Source organism: Candidatus Atribacteria bacterium, from assembly GCA_011056645.1.
Classification (GTDB): Bacteria; Atribacterota; Phoenicimicrobiia; order Phoenicimicrobiales; family Phoenicimicrobiaceae; genus Sediminicultor; species Sediminicultor quartus.
Window position 1 is genome coordinate 1 of the sequence record DSEL01000226.1, and the last position, 17,303, is coordinate 17,303.

The following is a 17,303-nucleotide window of genomic DNA, read 5'->3' on the forward strand; positions in this document are numbered from 1 at the left end:
CTACATAATTATGCAAAGGTCTGCAGCAATCATCAACAACAGAAAGGGGGTATGTCTATCTCTAAAAACGTAAATTCTCCTTACCTGATTATTACGATGCAGAAAATATAGTTTTTGTTTTTGTGTAGAAGTATTATAAATTTTAATTTTATTTGTAGAGGAGATTTTTATTATGAAAAAATATATTTTAGTATGGTTTCTGATTGGCATATTATTGGTAATTGGAGTATTCACAACCCTGGCGGAAGGAACCCCGGTGATTATCAGCTGGTGGCATATCCAGACCGAAACAGCGCATAAAGCGGTATGGCAGGATTTGGCTGACCAGTATATGGCTAAAAATCCAAATGTTAAAATTGAGATTACAGTAATGGAAAACGAAAATTTTAAAGCCAAACTGACCACAGTTATGCAGTCCGGAGAAGTACCGGATATTTTCCAGAGCTGGGGTGGCGGTACAATGAATGATCAAGCGGAAGCTGGTTTACTCAAAGACATTACAGCTTATCTGGATAAAGATGGTTGGCGTGAAACATTCTCAGAAGGTGCACTGGGTGTTTATGCCTATAAAGGTAAGAATTATGGTGTACCGCGTGACATGGGTATGGTTGGATTCTGGTATAACAAGGATCTGTTTGCTCAGGCCGATATTGATAACCCTCCCGCGACCTGGAGTGAATTACTTGATGATATAAAGAAACTAAAAGATTCCGGTATTACTCCAATTGCAGTGGGTGAGGGAGATAAATGGCCAGGTGCCTTCTATTGGGAATATCTTGCAGTACGTATAGGAGGCGAAGATGCTTTTGTTGTGGCCGCTTCAAGGGAAGGTTCCTTTACTGATTCAGCATTTGTAGAGGCAGGAGAAAAACTCTTAGAACTGGTTGCTGCTAACCCTTTTCAGCTTGGTTTCCTTGGTGCAACCTGGGCGGATGAAGCCACCCTTATGGGTAATGGTGAAGCTGCTATGGACCTGATGGGGCAATGGGCTCCCGGATCATTCAGAGAAAACAGTATTGATAGTCAAGGACTTGGTGATAAAACAGGATGGTTTAAATTCCCCATGGTTGAAGGCGGTGCCGGACATCCCAATGACGCATTAGGCGGAGGAAATGGTTTTGTGGTTGGGAAAAATGCTCCTGAAGAAGCTGTAGATTTTTTAAAATTCATAAGCAGTGTAGAATCACAAATCACTCAGGCTGAGGTAGGCTTATCTGTTCCTGTGGTAAAAGGTGCTGAAGTAGGCCTGACTGATCCAACCCTCAAGCTTGTTCAACGGGGCGCAGCAGATGCTGGATATTTCCAATTGTACTATGATCAGTATCTCCCCCCGGCAACAGGTTCTGTAGTAAATGATGCCGTTCAAGGAATTTTTGCAGGGACATTAACACCGGAGAAAGCTGCTCAAATGATTGAAGAATCAGCTGTTCGAGAGATAAAATGAGTTATCTTTAGTTAAAAGAAATAAGGGTATAGGGTTCATTATACCTTATATCCTTATTTCTTCCTTTTGAGGGAAAAAATTATTCATGAATAAGAAATTATTTAGCAAGGATGCCCAAATATTACAGCAAAAGACCAATTCTACTTGGCTACTACAGGAAAATATGACCATTGTGTTGTTTTTATTGCCCACTTTTATATTCTTATCTATATTTCTGGTTTATCCTATATTTCGTTCAGCTTACTTTAGTTTATTCAATTGGAATGGTATGGGTCCTGCAGTTGATTATATTGGGTTGGAGAACTTCAAACGTTTATTTGCAGATCAAATTTTTCTAAAAGCGGTCAGAAATGGCATTTTGATTGTTATTTTTTCTTTGCTTATTCAACTTCCCCTGGCTATGGGACTGGCTCTTATTGTAGGACGAAAAATACCAGGTCGTACCTTTTTCCGTGCAATTTTTTTCATGCCCTATGTTTTATCTGAAGTTATTACCGCAATTATGTGGTTAATTCTCTATAATCCCAATCCAAATCGGGGATTTCTTAATGCAATTATTAATATCATCCCATTTTTAGAACCTCAAGCCTGGCTGGCAGATACCAGGCTGGTCTTACCGGCTATCTTTATTGTGTTAACCTGGAAGTACATTGGATTTCATATGCTTTTATATATGACAGGCTTACAAAATATACCAAGAGAAATTGAGGAAGCTGCTTTAATTGATGGTGTCAATAATCGCCAGATGGTAACCTATATTACTATACCATTATTAGCCGGTACTATAAAAACTTCAGTCTATCTTTCAATTATTGGTTCTTTGCAGGTATATGCCCTGGTATGGATTATGACCAGAGGTGGTCCGGTTAATGCAAGCGAGGTCATGTCAACCTATATGTATCGTTATAGTTTTGTTCGTTTTGAACTTGGCTACGGTTCCGCGGTGGCAATCGTGATGTTGATTATTTCGCTGACTTTTTCCATTATTTATTTTCGTCTTACCAGAAAAGCAGAATCTTTGGCTTAATCTTAATAAGGATTTTTATTTATGTCGGTTAATAATTTGAAAAAAATAAAAAGATTTAAAAAACATTCACCGGTAATTTTTAAATATATTATTCTTATTGTTGCCGCAATATTTATATTGTTTCCGATAGTAATGATTGTTTTCGGAGCATTAAAAACTCGTGGCGAATTTATGACCATACCTTATATTCCACCCATTCCACCCAGGTGGGGTAATATAAAAACAGTTCTAAATATGCCCATTTTCTGGTATATGCTACGTAATAGCGTGCTGGTAATGATTACCACCACGGCAGGGGTTGTCATTGTTGCCAGCCTATCAGCTTTTGTATTTTCCCGGATAAAATTCCATGGGCAGAATATATTATTTAATTTTTTTACCCTGGGTCTAATGTTTCCTATTACCGTAGCTATTTTACCAATATACCTTGTGGTACGCCAGATGGGTTTAACCAATAATCTCATAGGAGTAATCCTGGTACAAACAGCATTCCAGCTATCTATTTCTATCGTAATACTTCGCAATTTTTTCATGGCTATTCCTTCCGAGCTTCAGGATGCTGCCAGTATAGATGGATGTAGTATGTTAGGATTTTTCTGGTGCGTATTACTGCCTCTTGCCCGCCCATCTCTGGCTGCTGTCGCAGCATTAACCATGGTGACCAGCTGGAATGATCTGCTAGTGCCCCTTGTGTTAATAGATAAAGAAAAATTATGGACTCTTCCGCTGGGTACCATGCAATTCCAGGGTCAATATGGAATGGATTTATCACTGGTCGCAGCATTTCTATTAATATCTGCTATTCCTGCAATTATCTTTTATCTATTAGCTGAGCGCCAGCTGGTTTCAGGTCTGACTGCAGGTGCATTGAAAGGTTAACAAATAAATATTAATTACTTTTATTTTCTTTGCTCGAGATCTAGTAAATGGTCTTACAATGGGAGGTGTTAAAGATTAATGATTAAAAATCCTATATTAAGAGGTTTTAATCCTGACCCGAGTATTCTTCGAGTAAAAGATGATTTTTATATTGCAGTTTCAACTTTTGAATGGTTTCCGGGGGTGGTTATTTATCATTCAAAGGATCTTGGTAACTGGAGAATATTATCCAGACCCCTAGATAGAGTGGAACTTTTGGATATGGCAGGAAATCCATCCTCATGTGGTGTTTGGGCGCCCTGTCTCAGTTATGATAAAGAAGCTGGCCTTTTTTATCTAATTTATACGAATGTTCGACATTGGGTTAGCTCGATTGGTAAAAACAGTAACAATGGCTTTAAGGATACCCACAATTACCTTACAGTAGCAACTGATATAAAAGGCCCTTGGCTAAATTCAATATATCTGAATAGCAGTGGGTTTGACCCTTCCCTTTTTCATGACGATGATGGACGTAAGTGGCTGCTAAATATGCAATGGGATTATCGTATTGGAAAAAACCATTTTTCCGGAATTCTCCTTCAAGAATACGATCCGGATTCAGAAAAGCTTGTCGGTCCAGTTAAGAACATCTTTCGTGGTACTGATATCCAGCTTACTGAGGGGCCTCATCTCTACAAGCGCAACGGTTGGTACTATCTGATGACTGCAGAGGGTGGAACATCTTACGGTCATGCTGTGACCCTTGCTCGCAGCCGTAACATAGAGGGTCCCTATGAGGTCCATCCACAGAACCCGATAATGACCAGCGTTAGAGATAGAAATAATTTTAACCAAGCTATGAAAACTGGTGGTATGATATCAACCACTCTTCATGAGGGGCTGCAAAAAGCAGGTCATGGAAGTATATGTCCCTGGACAGAGGATGAGTGGATTTTAGTTCATCTTTGTGCCCGCCCCATTCCTGGAACATATTACTGTCCTCTTGGAAGAGAAACCTCTTTGCAGAAACTGATATGGAAAGAGGATGACTGGCCTTATGCAATGAATGGTTTTCCAGAAGATAGAGTATTTTTTGCGGGAAAGGAATGTAATGCTGAGGATGTGTCGGAGATGGGGTCCCAGATTAAAAAATATGATGATTTTAAAGAGAGGGAACTTGCCCCGGAATACCATTCTCTTAGAATTCCCACGGATGAGTTTATTTCTCTCAAGGCCAGACCAGGCTGGCTAAGGATTTATGGACAGGAATCCATTAGCTCGACTTTTAGACAAAGTTTAATTGCACGGAGAGTGCAGAACTTCCGATTCTACGCAGAAACATGCCTTGAATTCAGTCCAGATAACTTTCAACAAATGGCCGGACTTATACTTAGATACAACGAAAAGAACCAGTATTATCTCCGTCTGAGCAGGGATGAACAGTCGGGCAGCAATACCTTAGGAATGATCATCTTTCAAAAAGGAAGAATGAAAATGCCGGTTTCTCCGGAGGTCATAGTAATAGCTAATAGGATTTATCTTTCTGTTGAAATGGCTGATAGGATTATCCGGTTTCATTATTCAATTGATCGAGAAAATTGGCAGACAATAGGACACAAACTTGATAGTAAATTCCTATCGGATGAAATGGCTGATCCCTTGGGATTTACAGGTATGTTTGTTGGTGTAGCATGTCAGGACCTATCAGGAAAGAGAAAACATGCAGATTTTGATTATTTTATATATAAAGAAAACAGATTGAACCCTGACTCCTAAAAATTCCAAAAAGTTTCTTGACCGGACTTGACACCTATGTTATAATTTCAAAAATAATAGCTAAAAGCAAAGCGTGGGAGAAGTAGCAGATTACCAAATCAAACAGAGAATCGTTTTTGGTGAGAAGCGATATAAAGATTTTTAAGGATTTGCGAAATGGACCTACAAGCTCCAAGTTGAAAGGGCTCAAATAGTCCGAGTAAGTTTTGGCGGACTTTTCCACCGTAAAAAGGAAAAGTGTATCGGTATATAATTAATTTATATTACCCGTACTCTATAAGAGTAGGATTTTCCAAATAATTGAAAATCCTATTAGAGTGGCACCACGGAATTAACCTTTCGTCTCTTGGAGATGAAAGGTTTTTTTGTTTATATGCCCGTACGCTTAATCAAGAGGGGCCTAACAGATAACTATATTAATACTGAATTTATATTAATCTGTTAGACTCAATCAGGGTGGCACCGCGGAAAAAATAGCTCTCCGTCCCTATGACTGGAATAAGTTGGGATTGAGGGCTTTTTTTATTCTCGGTTTTAATTATCTTTGTGAGATACGATTCATGAGATACGAGATACAAAGAGATAGGAGGTTAAGTATGTTTATATTTTTATTTTACAATTGGCCCCCCCAAGGGGGGGCGATGAATATTTTGCTAAAGGAGAAAAATTTGATTGATTTAAAATAAATTTTTTTAATTCGAAAGGAGAAAAAAATGAAAAGAGTTAAATTTGTTCTTGATGAAAAAGAAATGCCTACTGTCTGGTATAATGTTTTAGCTGATTTACCAGAACCACTTCCAACTCCTTTGCACCCGGCAACCGGGAAAGCACTTAAACCAGATGACCTTACTCCTCTGTTTCCCATGGCTTTGATAGAGCAGGAAATGAGTACCGAGAGGTATATTGAAATTCCCGAAGAAGTTCAAGAGATTTATCGAATATGGAGACCGACTACTCTATTCCGCGCTCGGAGATTAGAGAAAGCATTGGATACTCCCGCTAAGATTTACTATAAATATGAAGGAACCAGTCCCCCGGGAAGCCATAAACCTAATACAGCAGTAGCCCAGGCTTATTATAATAAAAAAGAAGGAATTCTTCGGATCACTACCGAAACGGGAGCGGGACAATGGGGTAGCGCCTTATCTTTTGCCGGTGCCTGTTTTGGTCTGGAGATTAAAGTATATATGGTCAGAATCAGTTATATGCAAAAACCATATCGACGGGTGATGATGCAGACCTGGGGAGCAAACTGTATTCCCAGTCCCTCTCCTGATACCCAAGCTGGAAGGAATATGTTGGCTAAAGATCCTGATTGTCCGGGGAGTCTTGGTCTGGCTATTAGTGAGGCAGTAGAAGAAGCGGTAGGTCGTGATGATACTCATTATTCACTGGGAAGTGTATTAAATCATGTACTATTACACCAGACCATTATCGGTTTAGAAACAAAGAAGGTTTTGGAGCAGATCGATGAATATCCTGATATTATTATTGGTTGTGTTGGAGGAGGGTCAAATTTTGCCGGTCTTTTCTTGCCATTTATAAAAGATAAAATTGAAGGATTAAAACCCAATTTGAGAATAATAAATGTTGAACCGACCAGCTGTCCGACTTTAACCAGAGGTCCCTATGGCTATGATTATGGTGATGTAGCCGGACTTACTCCTTTATTAAAAATGTATACTCTGGGACATGGTTTTATTCCTCCACCGGTTCACGCTGGTGGCTTAAGGTATCACGGAATGGCTCCGATTATCTGTCATTTACTAAAATTAGGATTGGTGGAAGCACGGGCAGAACATCAATTAGGTACCTTTAAAGCAGGAGTGACCTTTGCCAGGAATGAAGGGATTATTAGCGCACCGGAGACAAATCATGCAATAAAGGCTACTATCGATGAAGCATTAAAATGTAAAGAATCCGGAGAGTCAAAAACAATACTACTGGCTCATAGCGGACATGGACATGTGGATATGGCTGCTTATGAAGCTTACTTTGCGGGAAAATTAAAAGATTATGCCTATCCCCAGGAAAAAATTGAAGAGGCCTTAAAAGAACTGCCAAAAGTGTAGAAGGAGACCATAATGTTAGGGGATTTCACTTGCCACGCTGTAATGAATTTGGCGGAGAAGGGGATCCCCTAATAGATTAGGAATGCTCTATAATCTACATTACGGAATGTGGAAAAATCAAGTAAAATTTATTCCTTTATAATGTTCCGGCTAAAAATATCCATTTTCTCTTATTTTTCCAAACATATTAAATTAGTATTTAATTTATTATATTACAAAAAGAAGGAATCTTTCTGATTTATGTAGTATAGAAACAAAAGAGTAACAAGAGAAGTAGTTAGTGTACACTTTAGTGGGACAATAGAGATTTTATTTATAATTTAAATATAGTATAATTAATATAAAATTATTGAAATAATAGGAGGAGAAAAAAATGATCAAAGTAAAAAATATCTTATTCACTACTTTAATAATTATTTTATTTGCTTCAAGCTTAGGATTTTCAGCAGAGCTTCCTAGAATCGCAGTTATCGGATTTGACTCTACTGCCCCGGGTTACTTCTGGCATATTAATTCGGAATTGTCTCAAGCGGCTACCGATTTAATGATAAATGCTTTGATAAACACTGAGCGATTTAGAGTATTCGAGAGGATTAAATTAGATGCTATCCTGCAAGAGCAAGATTTTCAGGCTTATTCCGGAAGAGTAGACCCTTCTACCGCGGTTAAAATTGGAAAAATGCTCGGTGTAGATATAATATTTTCAGGAAGTGTGACCAGTATAATTTTACAGAAATCAGGAGGTATAAAATTAGGTCCGGTTAGCCTAAAAAAATCATCTGCTTCGGTAACCATGACAGTAAGAGCAATCAATGTGACCACCGGAGAAATTATTTTTTCTGAAGTAAAAAAAGGAACTACTTCTAAATCCGGAGTATCTATTCGTATTCCTGTGGCAGGAGGATTTGGTTTATCTTCTGAATCAGTGACTGATATTTTTTCTGCTATAGAAGATGTCTGTCAGCAAACCGCGGCTGAATTTGCGGTAAAGATGGATAGTAGAGAAACAGTAATCTCTTCCTTGCCCATGGAAGGATATGTGGTAAAAGTGGAATCTACTTCCAGTGGGGAAATAACCAAAGTTTATATAAATCTGGGGGAAAATTCTGGTATCATGGTTGGGGATGAAATAAAAATATTCCAGGAAGGAGAGGTCATATTAGATCCAAAAACTCAAGAAGTTCTGGATAGAGAGTTAATTTTAGTTGCTCAGGCAAGGGTAACACAGGTCAGAGAAAATATCTCTATAACCTTGGTTACTATGAAATTCTCTAATCTATCCATAATGCCTACTGACATTGTAGAATTTATAAGATAAAGAGGATAAAGATAAAAGGTTTAGCAGCTAACCATGAGTTTTTTTCACACTGTTTCATCAGCCAGAGTCCAGGAAATTCTTATCTTGAAGGTGTGAGTTGGTCCGAAGAAGATCTTGCAAAAATTATTTTAATGTAACAGATAATATAAGACTGCTTCTAAAGAGGATGAGGATAAATTAAATATGAAAAATTTTATGGTGTGGATACAGGAAACAATCGGTTTGAGTTCAGAGATACAGATTAAAATATTTGCTTCTTTGGTTATTACCCTGGTTTTATGGATTCTTTACTCTTTGATTATAAAGATAGTATGGCGCGGAACTGAAAATGTACGTACTCGTTATACCTGGAGGAAAACTTTAGGCTATATTGTAATTGTATTGGCTGTATTCTTAATCGGGCGCCTATGGCTTAGTGGTTTTCAATCTATAGTTACTTACCTGGGTTTATTGTCAGCTGGTTTAGCCATTGCCTTAAAAGATGTCGTTTCAAATTTAGCTGGATGGCTCTTTATTATCAGCCGGAGACCTTTTTCTGTGGGAGATCGGATTCAGATCGGAGATCATGCCGGGGACATCATTGATACTCGGTTTTTCCAATTTACTCTTTTGGAAATCGGTAATTGGGTAAATGCCGACCAGAGCACCGGCCGAATTATCCATATTCCTAACGGCATGGTGTTAAATGAAGTACTGGCAAATTATAGCAAAGGATTTCAATATATCTGGAATGAAATTCCTGTCCTGATAACCTTCGAGAGTAATTGGGAAAAAGCTAAGAAAATTTTACAAAAAATTGCCGATAAGGATGCTGAACAATTAAGCAAGGCTGCCGAGAAAAGAGTAAAAGAAGCCAGCAAAAAATTTATGATATTGTATTCCAGGCTTACCCCTATTGTTTATACCAGTGTAAAGGAGTGCGGGGTATTGCTAACTATACGTTATCTTTGTGAACCTCAACGTCGTCGAGACAGTGAACAGATAATTTGGGAAGATATTTTAAAAGAATTTATCGAGCATAAGGATATAGATTTTGCCTATCCTACTCAGCGTTTTTATAATAATCGATTGGAGAGAAAAGGACAGGGTAAAGATTTATCTTCTGTATCTCTCGTAGATGATTCTGAACCGAAGTTTACTGATGGATTATCTCCTGACAAAGTTTAAATTGAAAAAATAGGGAAAAGGAAGGAGCATTATTTGTATGCAGTTACAATTGATTATAGCTATAATTATAGCCATTTTAGCTGTGGTTTTTGCACTTCAGAATGCAGTGCCAATAGTAGTAAGTTTTTTGACCTGGAGATTTGAAAGTTCATTAGCTCTTGTACTTTTAATTACTCTTGCTTTGGGGATTCTGATGAGTTTATTGGTATCGGTTCCATCTGTGATAAAAAAAATGAAGGTAATTTCCAGCCAAAAAAAGAAAATCCAGAAACTGGAAATTAGCCTACAAAAAGAGACTGAAAGCAAAATAAAAGAGAAAGTTGAAAGTGAAGAACCAGAATCCACCGTAGAATAACTACGCTATTTTCCCTCAAATCAACCTTTCTTTTTCTTGCAAATCCTAACTAATCTTGTTATAATTCTTAATCAAGAAATTATTTTTTTCTGCCAGAGAACCATTTTCTGGTAGATTTTTTAGGAGGCTTGTTTTATGTTGGTAAATTCCATTCTGGATGCAATAGGGAATACCCCTTTAATTCAATTAAATAAGATGTCTTCAGGAAATGTATTTGTAAAAGCTGAACATTTAAATCCCGGGGGGAGCATTAAAGATAGAGTAGCCAAATATATGATCGAAATTGCGGAAAAAAAAGGAAATCTCAAGCCGGGGATGACCATTATTGAGGCAACTTCTGGAAATACCGGAATTGGCTTAACTTTGGTGGGGGTTCAAAAGGGTTACCGGGTCATCTGCGTCATGCCGGAAAATATGAGTGAAGAAAGAAGGAAAATCATTCAAGCCTTTGGCGGAGAGATTATCTTCACCTCAGCTAAAGGGAGCCTACCCGAAAGTATAAAAAAGATGCGGGAGATTACCGAAGCAGAACCGGAGAAATATTTTGTGGCTGACCAATTTGTCAATCCCCATAATCCCGAAATTCATTATCAACAAACTGCACCTGAAATCTGGAATGACATAAAAGGGAAGTTAGATGTCTTTGTAGCTGGAGTAGGGAGCGGGGGAACCCTTCAGGGGATTGGAAAATTTTTAAAAGAAAAAAATCCTAAGGTGAAAATTGTTGCAGTGGAGCCAAAAAACAGTTCTGCCTTATTGGGGCATGAACCGGGCCTTCACCAGATTCAGGGAATCGGCGATGGATTTATACCTGCTGTCCTAGATGTAAAAATGGTAGATATGGTATTTACGGTTACTGATGAAGAAGCGATTGAAACCACCCGCCGACTTTCCAAAGAAGAAGGATTGCTGGTGGGAACCTCATCCGGAGCTAATGTCTTTGCTGCTTTACATGTAGATAATGGACGAAACCGGGTGGCAACTATACTGCCCGACCGGGCTGAAAGATATTTCAGTACCGCTCTTCTTTAGCTCTCATCAGTCTGTTAAAGGACTATCTCCGGTCATTATTATGACTCTAATACCTTAATCAACAGAAGGGAGAAATCAGATGAAAAAGGTTAGATGGGGTGTGCTGAGCACCGCCAGAATTGGCATTGAAAAGGTAATTCCCGCTATGCAATTGGGCAGGTATTGCACCATTAACGCCATTGCTTCACGTCAATTGAAAAAAGCACAAGCAGCAGCCCGTCATCTAAATATAGAGAAAGCCTATGGTTCTTACGAAGAATTGTTAGCTGATCCCCACATTGATGCTGTTTATATTTCGCTTCCCAATCACCTGCATATAGCCTGGGCTATTAAAGCACTAAATGCCGGTAAACATGTTTTATGCGAGAAACCCATTGGCTTAAGTGTGGCTGAAGCCCAGAAATTACTGGGAGTAGCCAGGAAATTTCCCCGGCTAAAGGTTATGGAAGCGTTTATGTACCGGCTCCATCCGCAGTGGCAGTGGGCAAAACAAACGGTTAAGGAGGGAAAGATTGGTAAACTCCTGACGATTCAGTCATTTTTCTCCTACTACAATACCGACCCCGAAAATATTCGTAACAAAGCTGATACCGGCGGAGGGGGACTAATGGATATTGGTTGTTACTGTATTTCACTTTCGCGGTTTATCTTCGGAGCTGAGCCCCGGCGGGTCTGCAGCATGATGGAAGAAGACCCAAACATGAAAATCGATCGTCTGTCTTCTGCTATACTGGAGTTTAGGGGTGGTAGTTCCACATTTACCTGTGCGACTCAGCTGGTGCGTTACCAGCGGGTGAATATCTTTGGCAACAAAGGACGGATTGAAATTGAAATACCTTTCAATGCACCGTCCAATCAGCCGTGCAAGGCATGGTATGGAGATGGTAACCGGATTGAAGAGATCGTCCTGAAAGTTTGCGATCAGTATACCATTCAGGGAGACCTGTTTTCCAGGGCAGTGCTGGAAGATAGTAATACTCCAGTACCGCTTGAAGATGCTGTGGCGAATATGCAAGTGATTGAAGCACTTATCCGCAGTGCCGGAAGTGGAAGTTGGGTTAACCTTAAGGCAGAGTCCTTTATCTAACAGTTAACTAAATTACCTTCTTCTCCCCTACAAAATTTAACTGGCTAATCAATCAATACTACACTCTTACAGCATACATCTTCTAACCTGCAACTATTTTTCCAAAAAAAAAGGATTTTTCCCCATCCTTGTCGTATCTTAGTAATAGTATGTAAAAGGGCATTGATTATTTAACCTCCAAGAGTAGAAATATTGAGTGAGTTTAATTAACAATTTATTTAAAGTTAAATTGCTATTTCTGATGATAAGCTAAGCGTTTAATTAGTTATAGGAGGGAAAAAGCATATGGAAAAGAAAGAAGAACGCCGTAGTGGGACAGAACGAAGAACAGGGGAAAACCGCAGGAAATTTGATGACCCAAATTATAAAGGACCTGAACGCAGAAGGCGGCAGGAAAGAAGAACCGGCCAGAGAAGAAAAACTAATGGATGCAAAAAAAATTAAACTAAAAAAGTGGTTTGAATATTTATATAATGAATAAAAATAAGAAATTTGATAGGAGGTACGAAATGGAAAGTGTATACAAAATTGTCGAAATTGTTGGTACCAGCCAAAAATCATGGGAGGACGCTGCAAGAGTTGCAATAGAGACTGCATCTAAATCGATTGAGGAAATCAGGGTAGCCGAAGTAAATAAGCTTGATATCAAAGTAGAGAAAGATGCCAGGCTCACTTTTAGGGCAAAATTAGATGTTTCCTTTAAATATAAAAAGTAGGAATCATTAGCAAATATTTAAAAAAAATTCCACTCTCAAAATCTAGAGCAGAGATTAATTTTATAGAGCATCCTTTTAACCTCGAGTGACGAGTAAAAAAAACTGTCTTCTTGACATTGGTGGTTATGATGAAATACAGAAATATCCGAGAAATGTCGATGAGCTTTATTCCTATAGCAGCCTTTCTTCTTGCCCTATTTATTGGGACAATTATGATTACCTTTCTCGGAGTAAACCCTTTGGTTGCTTACCAAGCCCTGCTCAAGGGAGCGTTTGGGAGTACGAATGCCATAGCAGATACGGTAGTTAAGGCAACCCCCTTGCTTTTTGTAGGGCTAGGAATCTGCATTGCCTTTCGTGCCGGCGTGTTAAATATCGGTGGGGAGGGACAGCTTGTAGTCGGTGCTCTTTCTGCAACCATAGTTTGTCTTAATTTTTCAGATTTATCGGGATGGATATTAATGGTACTTGCTTTATTGGTTGGACTCCTCTGCGGAGCAATATGGGCAGGAATTGCCGGCTTTCTTAAAGCTTATTTTAAAGTCAACGAAATTCTAAGCACCATCATGCTGAATTATATTGCAGCCTATGGGATGAATTATCTTCTTCGGGGACCAATAATGGACCCACTTCAGATAGAACTTGGCTCCTTTATCCCTCAAACTACACGTTTAACTCATCTGGTTGATCTTCCCCGTCTTATTCCTACCCGCTTGCATTTTGGAACTATAGTGGCAGTTGTTTTTGCTATTCTGGTGTATATTTTTCTCTGGCGGACGACTATAGGGTTTCGCATCCGTATGATAGGACAAAATATACAAGCCTCGCGAGCTTCCGGAATTAATGTACAAAAATATATGGTCCTTGCTTTTGTCTTGAGCGGTGCGTTAGTAGGCTTAGGTGGAGCCATTGAAGTGTTAGGAGTTCATCACCGACTTTTTACCGATGGCTCGGTATCAGGTTTTACCGGTAGTGCGGGTTTTAACGGGATTGTAGCTGCCCTGTTTGGCCAGCTTCATCCTATCGGAACCATACCGGCCTCCCTGTTATTGGGGGCACTGCTTACCGGAGCAAATAAGATGCAAAGAGCAGTGCAGATACCTTCTGCTTTGATTGGTGCTTTGAACGGTCTGATTGTACTCTTCGTAGTAGGAAGCGAGTATCTTCGCCGTAGCCAGGCCAGTCGAATGGAGCGAAGTGCAGAGCCGAAAACCAATTCCAAAAATAAAAACGAAAATAAAAAGGAGAGTCAATGATGGAAGCCATTATTATCGGGATAGCAAAATCTGCCATTCGTCTTGCCACACCCTATCTCTATGCTTCCATCGGGGAAACAATAGGGCAGTTGAGTGGTGTTCTCAATCTTGGAGTAGACGGTGTTATGCTGATGGGAGCCTTTAGCGCCTTTTATATGGTTCTTAAAACCGGTAATCTTTGGCTTGGTTTATTGGTGGCAATAATAGTCGGAGCGATATTTGGCCTCTTGATTGCCTTTATTAATGTTACCTTAAAAGCCGAACAGGGGATCAGCGGGATCGGAGTGTATATATTCGGTCTGGGATTAAGCAGTCTTTTATTTAGCACTATGGTAGGAACTGTTCAAACAGTGAGCGGTTTTTCCCCCTTGTCTATCCCCTGGCTTTCTAACCTTCCGATAGTGGGCGAAATCTTTTTCCATCAAAATATCCTGGTGTATGGTGCATTTGCCTTGATTCCTCTTGCCTGGTTTATATTGAACAAAACCCCTTTATGCCTTAGTATTCGAGCTGTGGGTCAGAACCCGGAGGCAGCCGATTCATTGGGAGTGAGTATTGTGCGTATCCGTTATTTTACGGTAGTCTTGGGTGGAATGCTCTCGGGAATTGCCGGTGCATCTCTCTCTATTGCACTGCTTAATGTATTTCAGCAAAATTTAACTAATGGGATGGGTTTTATTGCGGTTGCCCTGGTATATTTTGGAGCCTGGCGTCCAACTACCGTTCTCACCGGTGCGCTTCTATTCAGTACCGTAAATGCTATTCAGATATGGGTTCAAGTCCATGGCATTAATATTCCTTCTGATTTTACCCTGATGCTTCCTTATATTGTTACTATTGTGGTACTTGCGGCTATGGCTAAACGCCGTATACATCCACCTGCGGCATTAAATAAACTCTTCGAGCGGGGAGAATAATGGGAGAGGAGATGGTAAAATAAGATAAAAAGATTTAGGAAAATATATATTTTTCTATGTTTGTATCATCGTATAAAAAATTAGGAGGATAAAATAATGAAGATGAAAAGGTTGATAGTGATTCTTACTCTAATCAGTATGTTTGTATTATTGTTTGGGTTTGGAGCAAGCGCAGAACCCTTCCGGGTAGCATTTCTTATGCCAAGCGCTATTAATGATTTTGCCTGGAGCCAGAGTATGTATGAAGCTCTGCTTACCATTCAAAAAGAGATGGGCAAGGAAAATTTTGAATTTGTTTATTCAGAGAACATGTTTGTAGTAGCAGACGCTGCTGCTGCTATTCGAGACTATGCCAGTGAGGGATATGATCTGGTCATTGCCCATGGTTCGCAATATGGTGCCTCTTTGTCGGATATTGCCCCTGATTTTCCTGATACGAGTTTTGCCTGGGGTTCTACCGCAAACGTCTTTGCTGATCTTGGAATCACCAATATATTTGCTTACGAACCTTTTTCTGAACAGGGCGGGTATGTTAACGGTGTCCTGGCAGCAAAACTTTCCAAGAGCAATATTTATGGAGTGATTGGTCCCATTGAGACCGGTGATGCCAAACGTTATACCGAAGGTTTTAAAGCAGGTATAAAATCGGTTAAACCAGATGCTAAAATAAATGTAACCTGGATTGGCTCATATAGTGATGTTGCTCTTGCATCTGAAGCAGCACAAACTCATATTGATGCCGGAGCAGATATTCTTACCGGAACATCACAGATGACCGTCGGAGCAATTGGAGTAGCCAAACAAAGAGGAGCTCTCTGGTTCGGATATGATGTTGACCAATCTACTCTTGCCCCGCAGAATGTGGTCGCCAGCGTAGATGTTATTTGGACAATTGCACTGAAGCCCATAATTGAAATGATTCAAAAAGGAGAGAGAGGAGGTAAAATCTTTACTCTTAACCTGGCTAACGGTGGTCTTAAAATCGTCGTAAATGAGGAAGCACTGGTAGGTAAAACTATTGAGGATATAGTTAAGGGAAACGTTGAGGTCAAAGTAGAGGAATAAACTAAAGATTAAGAGTGTTCATAGGGGGCTCTGGTTACATTTTAATATGAAAAAAGAACTATCTAATATAGTCAATTTAAGCAAAGTTGAAAAAGTAGAGATGCGGGGAATAATTAAGCAGTTTCCGGGTGTACTGGCGAATGACCGAATTGATTTTGATGTCCATAGAGGAGAGGTTCATACCCTTCTTGGAGAAAACGGAGCTGGGAAAAGTACCCTGATGAAAATCCTTTACGGTATATATCACCAGGATAAAGGTGAAATTTATGTTAACGGAAACTTGGTTAACCTCCGTTCTCCGCTGGATTCCATTCGACTGGGGATTGGGATGGTGCACCAGCATTTTATGCTTGTACCCACCCTTACCGTAGCTGAAAATGTAGCTTTAGGGCTTCCTTCCTCGCGAAAATATCTTCTTGACCTTGATGTCGTCTCGGAACGCATTAAGGAGCTGGCCAAAGTTCATGGTCTGCATGTTGACCCGAAGGCAAAGATATGGCAACTCTCTGTAGGGGAGCAGCAAAGAGTAGAAATAATAAAAATCTTATATCGCGGAGCTTCTCTCCTTATCCTGGATGAACCGACTGCTGTTCTTACTCCGCAAGAGGTGGAAGAACTTTTCCAGGTCTTGCGGAGTATGATAAACAGAGGATACTCTATTATTTTTATCAGTCACAAACTTCATGAAGTCCTATCATTAAGTGACCGTGTGACCATACTTCGTGATGGTAAGGTAGTAAAATCTCTTGCCATTGCTGAAGTAACCAAAGAAAAACTAGCCCGTCTTATGGTGGGAAGAGAAGTCCTTTTTCAAGTGGAACATCCTTCGGTAGAACTTGGTAAAGTGTCCCTTGCTCTTACTGGAATTTGGGCTCAGGGAGATGAGGACCTTCCTACTCTACGGGGGATTGACCTTGAAATACACTCCGGTGAAATTCTAGGAATTGCCGGAGTTTCAGGGAATGGTCAGAAAGAACTTGCAGAAGTCATCGCCGGCCTGCGGAAATCCACTCAAGGTAAAGTGTTTATAAAAGGGACTGATGTTACCAATTGGCCTCCTTCACGACTTCTGGAGTATGGTCTTTCGTCTATTCCCGAAGAACGAATGCGAGATGGTGCAATACAAAAATTTACGGTGGAGGAAAACCTGATTCTTAAAGACCATATACACGCACCTTATACCGAGGGGATATTTATGAATTTCGAAAAC

General features: G+C 39.7%; 15 protein-coding genes. All 15 read left to right on the forward strand.

The window, feature by feature from the left end; translation table 11 throughout:
- The first annotated feature begins 172 nt into the window (after positions 1-172).
- Positions 173-1,444 (forward strand): extracellular solute-binding protein, encoded by a 1,272-nt coding sequence (locus tag ENO17_10260; protein HER25415.1) that lies wholly within the window; start codon positions 173-175, stop codon positions 1,442-1,444.
- Positions 1,445-1,529: 85 nt separating this feature from the next.
- The gene (locus ENO17_10265; GenBank protein HER25416.1) at positions 1,530-2,471 is read left to right on the forward strand and encodes a sugar ABC transporter permease; all 942 of its coding nucleotides are present in this window, start codon (positions 1,530-1,532) and stop codon (positions 2,469-2,471) included.
- A 21-nt stretch (positions 2,472-2,492) separates the two neighbouring features.
- Positions 2,493-3,350: a carbohydrate ABC transporter permease gene (locus tag ENO17_10270; GenBank protein HER25417.1), complete on the forward strand. Its 858-nt coding sequence runs from the start codon at positions 2,493-2,495 to the stop codon at positions 3,348-3,350.
- Positions 3,351-3,428: 78 nt separating this feature from the next.
- Entirely contained in the window at positions 3,429-5,108 is a 1,680-nt protein-coding gene (locus ENO17_10275; GenBank protein ID HER25418.1) for a glycoside hydrolase family 43 protein, read from the forward strand.
- A gap of 713 nt (positions 5,109-5,821) precedes the next feature.
- Entirely contained in the window at positions 5,822-7,180 is a 1,359-nt protein-coding gene (locus ENO17_10280) for a TrpB-like pyridoxal phosphate-dependent enzyme (protein ID HER25419.1), read from the forward strand.
- A gap of 373 nt (positions 7,181-7,553) precedes the next feature.
- Complete coding sequence (locus ENO17_10285; protein ID HER25420.1) at positions 7,554-8,498, forward strand: hypothetical protein; 945 nt, start codon at positions 7,554-7,556, stop codon at positions 8,496-8,498.
- 183 nt (positions 8,499-8,681) lie between these two features.
- Positions 8,682-9,665: a mechanosensitive ion channel family protein gene (locus ENO17_10290; GenBank protein HER25421.1), complete on the forward strand. Its 984-nt coding sequence runs from the start codon at positions 8,682-8,684 to the stop codon at positions 9,663-9,665.
- Between the two features lie 37 nt (positions 9,666-9,702).
- Positions 9,703-10,020, forward strand: a complete 318-nt coding sequence (locus tag ENO17_10295) for a LapA family protein (GenBank protein HER25422.1) — start codon at positions 9,703-9,705, stop codon at positions 10,018-10,020.
- A gap of 135 nt (positions 10,021-10,155) precedes the next feature.
- Positions 10,156-11,052 (forward strand): cysteine synthase A, encoded by an 897-nt coding sequence (gene cysK / locus ENO17_10300; GenBank protein HER25423.1) that lies wholly within the window; start codon positions 10,156-10,158, stop codon positions 11,050-11,052.
- A 79-nt stretch (positions 11,053-11,131) separates the two neighbouring features.
- Positions 11,132-12,139 carry a Gfo/Idh/MocA family oxidoreductase gene (locus ENO17_10305; GenBank protein HER25424.1) on the forward strand — a complete coding sequence of 336 codons (1,008 nt, stop codon included), beginning with the start codon at positions 11,132-11,134 and terminating at the stop codon, positions 12,137-12,139.
- Between the two features lie 509 nt (positions 12,140-12,648).
- The gene (locus tag ENO17_10310) at positions 12,649-12,855 is read left to right on the forward strand and encodes a dodecin domain-containing protein (protein ID HER25425.1); all 207 of its coding nucleotides are present in this window, start codon (positions 12,649-12,651) and stop codon (positions 12,853-12,855) included.
- 128 nt (positions 12,856-12,983) lie between these two features.
- Positions 12,984-14,111 (forward strand): ABC transporter permease, encoded by a 1,128-nt coding sequence (locus tag ENO17_10315; protein ID HER25426.1) that lies wholly within the window; start codon positions 12,984-12,986, stop codon positions 14,109-14,111.
- Positions 14,111-15,028, forward strand: a complete 918-nt coding sequence (locus ENO17_10320; GenBank protein ID HER25427.1) for an ABC transporter permease — start codon at positions 14,111-14,113, stop codon at positions 15,026-15,028. The genes ENO17_10315 and ENO17_10320 overlap by 1 nt, the downstream gene beginning before the upstream one ends.
- A gap of 96 nt (positions 15,029-15,124) precedes the next feature.
- Positions 15,125-16,093 carry a BMP family ABC transporter substrate-binding protein gene (locus ENO17_10325; GenBank protein ID HER25428.1) on the forward strand — a complete coding sequence of 323 codons (969 nt, stop codon included), beginning with the start codon at positions 15,125-15,127 and terminating at the stop codon, positions 16,091-16,093.
- 46 nt (positions 16,094-16,139) lie between these two features.
- Positions 16,140-17,303, forward strand: a 1,164-nt coding sequence (locus tag ENO17_10330; GenBank protein ID HER25429.1) for an ABC transporter ATP-binding protein, incomplete at its 3' end; no start/stop codon positions are given.